The organism is Winogradskyella flava (assembly GCF_014243395.1).
In the GTDB taxonomy this organism is placed as follows: Bacteria; Bacteroidota; Bacteroidia; order Flavobacteriales; family Flavobacteriaceae; genus Winogradskyella; species Winogradskyella flava.
In genome coordinates, this window is sequence record NZ_JACLCP010000001.1 from 191,896 (window position 1) to 203,737 (window position 11,842).

Genomic DNA, 11,842 nt, shown 5'->3' on the forward strand with positions numbered 1-11,842 from the left:
TATATGCAAAAACCTAATATTCTATTAATATATACAGGTGGAACCATCGGTATGATGAAAGATGCCGACACTGGTGCCTTACGTGCTTTTGATTTTGACAGCTTATTAGATAAGATTCCTGAGCTAAAACTATTAGACTGTGATATCCAAACCGTTTCGTTTGACAAGCCCATAGATTCCTCCAATATGAATCCTACCTATTGGGAAGCTATTGCGAGAATAATAGAATCCAAATACAACGCGTTCGATGGTTTTGTTGTCTTACACGGTAGTGATACCATGAGCTATTCGGCCTCTGCTTTAAGTTTTATGTTGGAAAATCTAGAAAAGCCAATCATTTTCACGGGATCTCAGTTGCCTATAGGAGATTTACGTACAGACGCCAAAGAGAATTTAATTACATCCATACAAGTTGCATCATTACACAGAGATGGCGAACCTATAATTAGGGAAGTCTGCCTCTATTTTGAATATAAATTATACCGAGGCAATCGAACGACCAAGATTAACGCAGAACATTTTGAGGCTTTTGATTCTCCAAACTACCCAACGCTAGCGGAATCTGGTGTACATCTTAAGGTAAATCACGAATTTTTGCGACATGAAACATTTAAAGAGGACCTTATTGTAAGGACAGCAATGGACACCAATATTGGTATCTTGAAATTATTTCCAGGTATCTCAAAACCATTTGTTGAGGCCGTCATTGGTTCTCAAAATCTAAAAGGATTAATCATTGAGACTTATGGTTCTGGTAATGCAACAACTGAAGAATGGTTTATTCAGAGTTTGAAAAACGTTATTAAGAATGGATTGTATGTCATCAATGTAACACAATGTCCTGGAGGCAGTGTTACGATGGGTCAATACGAAACAAGTTCTCAATTAAAATCCATAGGAGTAATCTCTGGTAAGGATATTACAACAGAAGCTGCGGTGGCAAAATTAATGTATCTGGTTGGCTACAATATTAAGCCTGAAGAATTCCAATTTTACTTCGAAAAGTCCTTACGCGGCGAAATGTCCTAAAATTAACGACTATAATTTTAGCGTTTAAAGTTTTTTTCGTTATTTGGCGTTCTGTAATTTTTTACTAGAATTTACAGAGAGGTGGCCGAGTGGTCGAAGGCGCACGCCTGGAAAGTGTGTATACTCCAAAAGGGTATCGAGGGTTCGAATCCCTTCCTCTCTGCTTATATTTTAGGCTATGGTTACATTATTTTTTTTATCTTTAACACTTTAACTAATAAAATTAAGATTAAGAACAATGAAAAGATTATTTTCTATCCTCGCCATTACATGTTTAATGGCTATCGGAACTGTTAATGCTAATGCAACTACTTTAGCTACCACAACAGCAACTGTAACAAGTGTAACTCAAGATGATGCTCCAGCAGAAGAATTGAGTTTCCATCAAGAATTAAAGAAGCGTTTTATTGAAGGTGGCCCTGGTTTTATGGGAATTGTATTATTATGTTTAATTCTTGGACTAGCAATTGCTATAGAGAGAATTATCTTTTTAAACCTTTCAACAACAAACACTAAAAAATTAACCCAAAATGTAGAGGATGCTTTGAACTCAGGAGGTATCGAGGCTGCTAAGGAAGTTTGTAGAAATACTAAAGGACCTGTTGCTTCCATATTCTATCAAGGTTTAGACAGAGCAGATGAAGATATCGATGCTGCTGAGAAAGCTGTAGTAGCTTATGGTGGAGTACAAATGGGACAGTTAGAGAAAAATGTATCTTGGATTTCGTTATTCATCGCTTTGGCACCAATGCTTGGTTTCATGGGTACGGTAATTGGTATGATTCAGGCCTTTGATAAAATTGAAGCAGCTGGTGACATGCAACCATCGTTAGTAGCTGGTGGTATTAAAGTAGCACTTTTAACAACGGTATTTGGTCTTATTGTGGCTATTATTCTTCAAATTTTCTATAATTACATTATTGCTAAAATTGACAGTATTGTAAATGATATGGAAGATGCATCCATTACATTAATGGATTTATTAGTAAGACACAAAAAATAAAAGACCACATTAAATTATGTTACATAAAATATTAAAAATAGTAGCTTTAGTACTCAGCGTTGCTGGTATCATCTTTCTTGGAAGGATTATAGCAGAGGGCGATGACGAAATTAAAGCAGCAGCACTAGCGGGTGACACTTCTATTGTTGAACCAATGGCAATCATTGCATATATTATTTTGGGACTAGTTTTATTATTTGTGGTGGTTTTTGTACTTAAAAATCTATTCACAAATACTTCAGGTCTTAAAAACACGTTAATAGGTGTAGGTGCATTTGTTGCAGTATTGATTATTTCTTACGTTACCGCTGGTGGCGATACAATGAAGTATAAATTGCAAGACGGCATTGCTACAGACGGACAATCTCAAATGGTAGGTGCTGGCTTAACAGCATTTTATATTTTGATTATTGTGGCAGCATTAACAATGATTTTCTCAGGAGTTAAAAAAGTAATTAGTAAATAATAGAGCATGGCAAAACGAGCAGCACCAGAAGTAAATGCAGGTTCAATGGCTGACATTGCTTTCTTATTGCTTATCTTTTTCTTAGTAACAACAACTATAGAAAAGGATAAGGGACTACTAAGAAGTTTGCCACCTATTGACGATACAGAGGTAGAACCACCTATTATTAAGCAAAAGAATCTATTTACAGTTCTTGTAAGTCGTGATAACCAACTATTGGTTGAAGAAGAGTTAATGGAATTAAAAGACTTAAGACGAGCAGCTATAGATTTTTTAGATAATGGCGGAGGAACTAATGCAGCTGGAGAGAGTTGTACGTATTGTAAAGGTAAGCGAGATGAAACCTCATCTGATCATCCTGACAAGGCAATTATATCCATGAAACATGATAGGGAAACCTCTTACGAGAAGTACATAGAAGTGCAAAATGAACTTGTCGCAGCTTACAACTTCTTGAGAGAAAGAGAGGCGCAACGTTTATACAATAGAAGCTTCCAATCAATGTTAGAGGAAAAAGAAAAGAACCAATTTAATAAGGATGAGAAACTTAATGAACAAATAACTGTGATTAAAACGCTCTTTCCTTTGAAATTATCTGAGGCAGAACCTGATAAATAATTAAAAAGTAACAATTATGTCAAAATTTAAAAAAGGAGGTAAAAGCGAATTGCCAGCGATTTCGACGGCATCCTTACCTGATATTGTATTTATGTTGCTTTTCTTTTTCATGGTAGCGACAGTAATGCGTGATAGTAGTTTAATGATTGAAAACATCTTACCTAGCGCTGATCAGGTAGAAAAGCTAAAAAAAGATAGAACAGCGTTCATTTATGCTGGTAAACCAAGCAGTCAATATAAACAATTAGGAGAAGAACCACGTATTCAATTTAATGACAAGTTTATTGATGTTGATGAAGTTCAACCTAGCGTATTGGAAGCTCAGAGAGCACTAACTGAAGAATTGCAACCTAAATTTGTTGTTGGTCTTAAAGTTGATAAAGAGACGCATGCTGGATTAGTTTCAGATGTAAAACAAGAACTTAGAAAAGCAAATACGCTTAAAGTAATGTACGTTACAAACGTCGAATCCAAGCAATAACATTCTTAATTTTATAATTTCTAAAACGTCTTGAGAAATCAGGACGTTTTTTTGTACTAGGCATTTAAAAGATTTTGTAGATTTAACTTATGAAGATTTTTTTACTTGGCTTGATAACTTTGGTAGGTAGTACTTGTTATTCGCAAAACGAGGATAGAGACAAATCAGAGCTATATAAAAAGTATAGGGAAGATCAATTTTATATTTCAGTTACTTATAATCTTCTAAATAATAAACCCGAAGACGTCAATCAGAATGGATTTTCTTCTGGGTTCCATTTTGGCTTTATTAGGGATATGCCCATTAATGAACGTAGGAATAAAGCTTTTGGATTAGGCCTAGGGCTCTCTACCAATTCCTACAATCAAAATGTTTCAATTCTTGAAACTAATGGTGATTTTGTATATGAAGTCATCAATGGGAGCGAAATTAATGTTTCAAAAAATAAATTTACAACCTACTTGGTAGAAGTACCATTAGAATATAGGTGGCGGACCTCAACAGCAACTGACTACAACTTTTGGCGCATCTATTCTGGTTTTAAATTTGGCTATCTGTTCTATAATTCTTCAAAGTTTAAAAGTGATATTGGTAATGAAAGATTATCTAATATCGACGCTTTTAACAAACTACAGTATGGTTTAACATTAAGTGTTGGCTATGGTACTTGGAATTTTCATATGTATTATGGCCTAAACCCTATATTTGATGATTCAGCCAAACTAGAGGGAAACTCTATTGATCTATCATCGTTTAAAATAGGGCTAATATTCTATATCCTATAGCCAATAGTTCATACATAACAACTGCGGAAATAGCCCAGTAAGCATACCAATTATTAATTCTTGATTGGTATGGGCTTTTAAATGCAAACGAGATGTTGCTATAGCACCTAGAACAATCATCATTAAGGCAATTGTTCCGTTAATATTAATTTGATAGTGGATACCCAAAGCTACCGCAAACATAAAAAAACCTGAAGCAGCAATCATGTGTATGCTTGCTTTTACTTTAAAAACAGCCATAAAAAAACAAGCAAGGGTAGAACATAAAATACCTAAAAAGAAGTAGTACAATTCAAATATTTCATTTGATGGAAGTACACGAAGAAGTATTAACAGGACAATGACACAATTAATAAATAATGGTATTAAGCGCTCTCGTGTGCTTCTTAAATAGATACTATTAACTTTATTTATAGTCTTTAGTAAAAAGAATAAGAGAATTGGTAGGATAATCGTGAGAATCACAATTGAAAAAATCTTGGCATTTCTTACAGGTTCTGGAATAAAACGTGGCGTTTTAGAAAAATAGAACAAGACACCAAGAAGTGGCATGATCAAAGGATGAAAAACAAATGAGATACCTTTAAGAATATGATTTTTCATCCAGAAATTCTATAGTTCTTTTCTTAAACGCGCAACAGGAATATCTAATTGCTCTCTATATTTTGCCACTGTTCTTCTAGCAATAGGATAGCCTTTTTCCTTAAGGATTTTTGAAAGTGCTTCATCCGTCAAAGGCTTCTTTTTATTCTCTTCTTCAATGACGGTTTCAAGAATCTTTTTGATTTCCCTTGTAGACACCTCTTCCCCTTGATCATTAGTCATAGACTCAGAGAAAAACTCCTTAATCAATTTAGTACCATAAGGCGTATCGACATATTTACTATTTGCCACACGTGAAATTGTGGATACATCCATTTCAATTTCGTCAGCAATATCCTTTAGTATCATAGGTCTTAACTTGCGCTCATCTCCTGTTAAAAAATACTCTGTTTGATATTCCATAATAGAACTCATCGTTACAAACAGAGTTTGTTGACGTTGTCTTACTGCTTCAATAAACCATTTAGCTGCATCTAGTTTTTGTTTTATAAACATAACGGCATCCTTTTGTGCTTTAGATTTCTCTTTTGAATCTTTATAGCCTTTTAACATGTTGTTATATTCTCTAGATACATGAAGTTCTGGTGCATTTCTACCATTAAGCGTAAGCTCTAGTTCGCCATCCACAATTTTAATAGCAAAGTCGGGTACAATATGCTCAACAATTTTATTATTTCCAGCGTAAGAACCACCTGGTTTGGGATTAAGACGTTCAATCTCTTCAATGGCATCTTTTAATTCCTCTTCATCAATATTGAACTTATGCATTAACTTCTTATAATGCTTCTTAGTAAACTGTTCAAACGCCTTATCAATTATTTTTTGTGCCAATTCCACATCTGGATTTGGTTCTTTTCTTTGTAATTGAATACTTAAACACTCCTGAAGATTCCTAGCACCAACACCTGCTGGATCGAGTTGATGTACTACCTTGAGTACTTCTTGGACTTCCTCTTCTGTGGTAAATACGTTTTGAGTAAAGGCCAAATCATCCGTAATATCAGATAATGAACGACGTATGTAGCCACTTTCATCAACACTACCAACCAAGAAATAGGCAATTTCTTCTTCCTGTTCAGAAAGCCTAAACGTATTGAGTTGATTGATTAAGTGCTGTGTAAAAGAAGTACCAGCTGCATAGGGTACACTTTTCTCCTCGTCATCAGAACTATAGTTATTGGCTTGAGTACGATAGTCTGGTATTTCATCATCACTAAGATATTCGTCTACATTGATGTCCTCAGCCTCTATTTTTTCACTATCGTTATATTCTTCTGTATTGTCAAATTCGTCAAAACTGTCTTCTGCTGCCTCTGATTCTTTTCCAGTATCTAATGCTGGGTTTTCTTCCAACTCTTGCTTTAAACGCTGTTCAAAAGCTTGAGTAGGCAATTGTATCAGCTTCATCAACTGTATTTGCTGAGGCGATAGCTTCTGGGATAGTTTAAATTGTAAATACTGTTTTAGGGCCATATTATAAATTCCGAATATATATAAAAATACTAAAAAAAACCTGTAAGGTTTTCAAACCCAACAGGTTTTATAGTTATCTAAAATTCTGCATTTTGAGGTGTACGAGGATAAGGAATCACATCCCTAATATTACCCATACCTGTGGAGAACATAACCAAACGTTCAAAACCAAGCCCAAAACCAGAGTGTACCGCTGTTCCGTACTTTCTTAAATCCAAATACCACCATAATTCCTCTTCTGGAATATCTAGGGCAGCCATTTTCTCTTTAAGCACATCCAAACGTTCCTCTCGTTGAGAGCCTCCTACCATTTCACCAATACCTGGGAAAAGAATATCCATTGCTCTTACGGTTTTGCCATCCTCATTCAATCTCATGTAGAATGCCTTGATATTTGCCGGATAATCGAACAAAATTACAGGACATTTAAAGTGTTTTTCTACCAAAAAGCGTTCATGCTCCGATTGTAAGTCTGCTCCCCATTCTTCAATGATATATTGAAATTTTTTCTTCTTATTAGGTTTAGAGTTCCTTAAAATCTCTATAGCTTCTGTATAACTAACTCGTTTGAAATTATTGTCTACTACGAACTTAATCTTATCAATGAGATTCATTGGACTGCGCTGCGCCTGTGGCATCCCTTTTTCTTCATCTTGTAAACGCTTATCCAAAAACTCTAGGTCTTCTTCGTTATGTTCTAAAACGTAACCAAGAACAGACTTTAAAAAATCTTCTGCCAAATCCATATTGCCGGCTAAATCCATAAAGGCAACTTCAGGTTCTATCATCCAAAACTCAGCCAGATGGCGAGATGTATTTGAATTTTCTGCTCTAAATGTTGGTCCGAATGTATAGACCTTCCCTAATGACATCGCATAAGTTTCTGCTTCTAATTGACCCGAAACCGTAAGGTTAGCTTCTTTGCCAAAAAAATCTTCTTTATAGTTCACTTCACCATCTTCAGTTAATGGTGGATTTTTAGCATTTAAAGTGGTAACACGAAACATGTCACCAGCGCCTTCAGCATCACTTCCTGTTATAATAGGCGTATGCATATTATAAAAACCATTCTCAGTAAAATATTTATGAATAGCAAAAGATAACGCTGATTTTACTCGCATTACCGCACTAAATGTATTGGTTCTGGTTCGTAAATGCGCATTTTCCCTTAAAAACTCAAAAGAATGTTTCTTTGGTTGTATTGGATATGTCTCAGGATCAGAATCTCCTAAAACTTCGAGTTCTCTCACCTGAATTTCAACAGATTGCCCTTTACCTTGGCTTTCTACCAACTCACCAGTAACATGGATTGCAGCGCCAGTGGTAACTCGTTTTAAAAGTGCTTCATCAAAATTTTCAAAGTCTACGACACACTGAATATTATTAATTGTAGAACCATCGTTTAAAGCTATAAAACGATTTGCTCTAAATGTTCTTACCCATCCTTTTACGGTAACGTCTTGCAAGGTGACATCTTGCGATAATAATTCTGCTACAGTTTTTGTTGTCATTTTTAATTATTTTGAAATGCTAAGATATATGTTATAGTTCGTTTTCTGAATCCATTTCAGAATCATCTTCTTCTGGAATAATATCAATTGTTGGTTTACGTAAAACCTCCTTATTGGCAATACTTCGTTCTAATGATAAAAGTAGCGACGGTAATAATAATAAATTAGAAAGCATTGCAAACAACAGGGTTATTGAAACCAAAGCTCCTAATGCAACTGTACCTCCAAAACTGGAGATTGTAAATACCGAAAATCCAAAGAACAATACAATTGATGTATAAAACATACTGACTCCTGTTTCTCGCAATGCTGCATAAACAGACTTTCTAATCTTCCAATGGTTGGCTTGCAATTCCTGTCTGTATTTGGCCAAGAAATGAATGGTATCATCTACCGAAATACCGAAAGCAATACTAAACACCAATATAGTTGATGGCTTTATAGGCACTCCAATAAACCCCATGATACCAGCTGTAACCAAAAGCGGCAACAAATTAGGAATGAGCGATACAATAATCATTCTAAAAGAACGGAATAAGTATGCCATAAATAACGAAATAAGGAAAATAGCCAAGGTTAATGAAATCACTAGATTCCTCACCAAATATTTTGTCCCTTTTTGAAATACCAAGGCTTTTCCTGTCATCGTAACTTCGTAACGCTCTTCCGGAAAAACCTTATCAATTTTATTTTGAAGATTTTCCTGAATACGCTCCATTTTGTCGGTGCCAATATCTTTCATGAATGTTGTAATACGTGCATATTGACCTGTGCTATCCACAAAATTCTTTAGCATATCTACATTTGAAGATGAGTTTTTGGCATAAGACAAAATAAAACTATTCTCTTGGCTTGTTGGTAACTGATAGTATTTTGGATTGCCATTGTAATAAGCCTGCTTACTGTACTTAACTAAACTTACAACTGAAATGGGCTTGGAAAGCTCAGGAGTTTCTTCAATAAGTTCTTCAAGTTGATTGATGCGTTTTAATGTCGCCAATTTCATAACGCCTTTCTTACGCTTGGTGTCCACCATAATCTCCAAAGGCATAATGCCATTGAATTCTTCTTCAAAAAAACGAATGTCCTTAAAAAACTGTTTGTTTTTAGGCATATCTTCTATTAAGCTTCCTGAAATTCGTATTTGGTTCATACCAATCATACTCACAATAATCAATATCAATGCCGTAACATAAATGGTGATTTTTTTATGCTTTACCATACGCTCCATCCAGTCAACAAAACCACCTATCCAACGTTTGTTTAAATGCTCTAAATGACGTTGCTTAGGGTATGGTAAAAATGTATAGATTATTGGAATAATTAATAGGCATAAAATGAAAATAGCCAAAATGCTCAACGATGCTACGATACCAAATTCCTTAAGTAATTTACTCTCTGTAAGGATGAATGTTGCAAAACCCGAAGCCGTAGTGACATTTGTCATCAAGGTAGCATTCCCAATCTTTGTGATAACGCGTTGCAAAGACTTTACCTTATTACCATGCGACTTAACCTCATGCTGATATTTATTGATTAGGAAAATACAATTTGGGATACCAATAACTATGATCAAAGGCGGGATAAGTGCCGTGAGAACTGTGATTTCGTAACCAAGTAAACCAAGGATACCAAACGTCCACATCACACCAACGCAGACCACGATAAGCGATATAAAAGTAGCTCTAAACGACCTAAAAAATAAAAAGAAAATTAAACTCGTTACAAAAAGTGCAGCGCCAATAAAGATTGGAATCTCGTCTACTATATTTTGAGAATTGAGTGTTCTAATGTAAGGCATTCCCGAAACTCTTACATCGAGAGTTGTCGCTGTCTCAAAGTCTTCGATTTTTTCCTCTAGGACATTAATAATAAAGTCTTTTCTAGCTGAAGTGTTTACGATATCTTTCTTTATATAAATCGCAGTGCGAATCGTCTTTGTTTCTGAATTGAATAGAAAGTTATCGTAAAACGGATACTTTTTAAATAGTTCGTTTTGAAGTGTGTTGATCTCTGCTAAGCTCGAAATAGAATCCTTAATAAAAGGTTCTGTTTCGAACTGTTCTTTTTTTGTGTTCTTGACTAATTTTTGGAGGTCCTTAATAGATAGAACCGTTTCAACCTCGTCGTAAGACTTAAAGGATTCCGCAAGTCGATTCCAAGCATTCAACTGTTTAACAGTAAACAACGTTGAATCTTTCACTCCAAGCACTATAAGATTACCCTCTTCCCCAAATACTTTCAAGAAGTCCTTGTAGGTAAGGTTTACTTCATGCTCATCAGGTAACATATTGGCTTCTGTGTAAGTAAAGCGCATATGTTTCCACTGTAAACCAAAAAATACGGTAGCCGCAATTATAGCTATTAGAATAAAGATTTTATTGCGAAGAATAAGCCTCGCAATAGCTTCCCAAAATCCTGTGGTTAATAGTTTAAACATACTTGAATTACCTTGTCATTTAGTTGACACTCATTACTTAAACGAAATGAGCCGCAAAGGTAGAAAAAACCTAAGGATTTGCTATGCAATTAACAGTATTATAATTTGATTTACAGTGAAATATTAAAAGTAAACTTAAATGCAATATTATCTCCAAATTCTGGCAAGTGATAACTACCATAGCGATATGCAAAACTCAAGCCGAAGCCAAAGAACAATTTATTGATTTCAAAACCAGATTCTGAGTAGAGCTTCTCTAAAGTTTCAAAACCTATACCCTGGTGTCTGTTTATACTATTCATGTTGCCAATAGCATACCTGGAAATCAATACTAATTGCGGTTTAAACCGTTCTGAAATATTAAAAGGTCTAAAAAAATGTTTTAGTTGTAGAGTAGAGAATTTATCACTAAAAAACTCATTAAAATACATCGTCTCAAAGCTGTTTAAACCTGCCACAGAAAACCGTTGTAATATGGTTTCTTTATTTATATTATTGGGATAGGCATGATACAAATGTGTGAGCGGTGCTTCACCACTTGCAATACCAGCAACCAAGGTAATATTCGTTTTAGAATTATTTTTATGATTGAATTGCTGTATGGTTCTAAAATCTAATTTTGAAAAATTAAAATCGCTGCCAAAAATAGATTTAAAACTCTGAGTAAATTGTGCAGTAAACTTTGGATAGCCTTCCTTGACTTTCTCTTTACCATCAATAGTGCTGACTTCATTGAATGGGCTCCATTGCAAGCTTATTCGCAAAGTACTAAGATCATAATTACTGTAACTTTTATCATTTATCAAAAAATTATAGAAATAGGTAGGATTGATATCGCTCACAGCCAATTGTGTTTCAGATAAGAAATTATCGGAAAATCGATGTTCTAGTGCTACAGACTTCGTAATATGCCTATGAAATAAGTCTATATTTAAAAGTCGAGGTTCAAAAAAAGTAAAAAAACGTTTGTCCGTTAAAAAGGTAGAACTCCCAGTTTCCATGAGGTCATCAGTGTAGGTGAAATTGACCCAAGTATTATGAGTTTCATTTATTCTAAAACCTCCTCCTCCGCTGAATTTGAGGCGTTTATCCGTAAATCCGTAAACAATGTAGCCATTTAATCTGAAGCGTTCAGAAAATCGCTTGTTGGTTACACCTCCTAAACCAGTTCTAATACCCTCGTATTGATTAAACTTAATGAGATAACGCATATCCGCATCAAAGTAGTTAAAGGGCAGAAAACCATTCCCAAGTTGCTTTAGATATTTAATTTTCTTTATAGAGTCTTGGGCTCTTTCAGTAGAATCCTTTTCTTTCAGAATAGGCTTTTGTGCAAAGCTATTTGTTGCAAAACAAAGAAGAAGAACAACAAGCAGATGTTTTAGCATAAAACCTTTTAATTTAAAACAGAAGAACAAACATCTTAAGTTGCC

General features: G+C 34.8%; 11 protein-coding genes and 1 tRNA gene. 7 read left to right on the forward strand and 5 right to left on the reverse strand.

Annotation, left to right across the window (positions count from 1 at the left end; translation table 11 throughout):
• Positions 1 to 3 precede the first annotated feature (3 nt).
• The 7 genes from H7F21_RS00735 (at position 4) to H7F21_RS00765 (ending at position 4,382) form a co-directional block, all read left to right on the forward strand.
• Positions 4 to 1,029 carry an asparaginase gene (locus H7F21_RS00735; protein ID WP_185787328.1) on the forward strand — a complete coding sequence of 342 codons (1,026 nt, stop codon included), beginning with the start codon at positions 4 to 6 and terminating at the stop codon, positions 1,027 to 1,029.
• Between the two features lie 75 nt (positions 1,030 to 1,104).
• Positions 1,105 to 1,192: transfer RNA gene (locus H7F21_RS00740), tRNA-Ser, on the forward strand.
• Between the two features lie 75 nt (positions 1,193 to 1,267).
• Positions 1,268 to 2,032, forward strand: coding sequence for a MotA/TolQ/ExbB proton channel family protein (locus tag H7F21_RS00745; RefSeq protein ID WP_185787329.1), 765 nt, complete (start codon positions 1,268 to 1,270; stop codon positions 2,030 to 2,032).
• A gap of 16 nt (positions 2,033 to 2,048) precedes the next feature.
• Positions 2,049 to 2,498, forward strand: coding sequence for a hypothetical protein (locus tag H7F21_RS00750; RefSeq protein ID WP_185787330.1), 450 nt, complete (start codon positions 2,049 to 2,051; stop codon positions 2,496 to 2,498).
• Between the two features lie 6 nt (positions 2,499 to 2,504).
• Positions 2,505 to 3,116, forward strand: coding sequence for an ExbD/TolR family protein (locus tag H7F21_RS00755; protein WP_185787331.1), 612 nt, complete (start codon positions 2,505 to 2,507; stop codon positions 3,114 to 3,116).
• Positions 3,117 to 3,132: 16 nt separating this feature from the next.
• On the forward strand, positions 3,133 to 3,597 hold the full coding sequence (locus H7F21_RS00760; RefSeq protein WP_185787332.1) for an ExbD/TolR family protein: 465 nt from the start codon (positions 3,133 to 3,135) through the stop codon (positions 3,595 to 3,597).
• Between the two features lie 89 nt (positions 3,598 to 3,686).
• Positions 3,687 to 4,382, forward strand: a complete 696-nt coding sequence (locus H7F21_RS00765) for a porin family protein (RefSeq protein WP_185787333.1) — start codon at positions 3,687 to 3,689, stop codon at positions 4,380 to 4,382.
• Here the strand turns inward: H7F21_RS00765 and H7F21_RS00770 are convergent.
• The 5 genes from H7F21_RS00770 to H7F21_RS00790 all read right to left on the reverse strand — a co-directional run bounded on the left by H7F21_RS00770 (position 4,377) and on the right by H7F21_RS00790 (position 11,797).
• A complete protein-coding gene (locus H7F21_RS00770; protein ID WP_185787334.1) occupies positions 4,377 to 4,985 on the reverse strand; it encodes a hypothetical protein in 609 nt (202 codons plus the stop codon). The genes H7F21_RS00765 and H7F21_RS00770 overlap by 6 nt on opposite strands.
• 9 nt (positions 4,986 to 4,994) lie before the next feature.
• Complete coding sequence (rpoN, locus tag H7F21_RS00775; protein WP_185787335.1) at positions 4,995 to 6,458, reverse strand: RNA polymerase factor sigma-54; 1,464 nt, start codon at positions 6,456 to 6,458, stop codon at positions 4,995 to 4,997.
• Between the two features lie 77 nt (positions 6,459 to 6,535).
• The gene (gene asnS, locus H7F21_RS00780; RefSeq protein ID WP_185787336.1) at positions 6,536 to 7,969 is read right to left on the reverse strand and encodes an asparagine--tRNA ligase; all 1,434 of its coding nucleotides are present in this window, start codon (positions 7,967 to 7,969) and stop codon (positions 6,536 to 6,538) included.
• Between the two features lie 31 nt (positions 7,970 to 8,000).
• Positions 8,001 to 10,409, reverse strand: coding sequence for an efflux RND transporter permease subunit (locus tag H7F21_RS00785; protein ID WP_185787337.1), 2,409 nt, complete (start codon positions 10,407 to 10,409; stop codon positions 8,001 to 8,003).
• A gap of 110 nt (positions 10,410 to 10,519) precedes the next feature.
• Complete coding sequence (locus tag H7F21_RS00790; RefSeq protein ID WP_185787338.1) at positions 10,520 to 11,797, reverse strand: DUF5686 family protein; 1,278 nt, start codon at positions 11,795 to 11,797, stop codon at positions 10,520 to 10,522.
• Between the last annotated feature and the right edge of the window lie 45 nt (positions 11,798 to 11,842).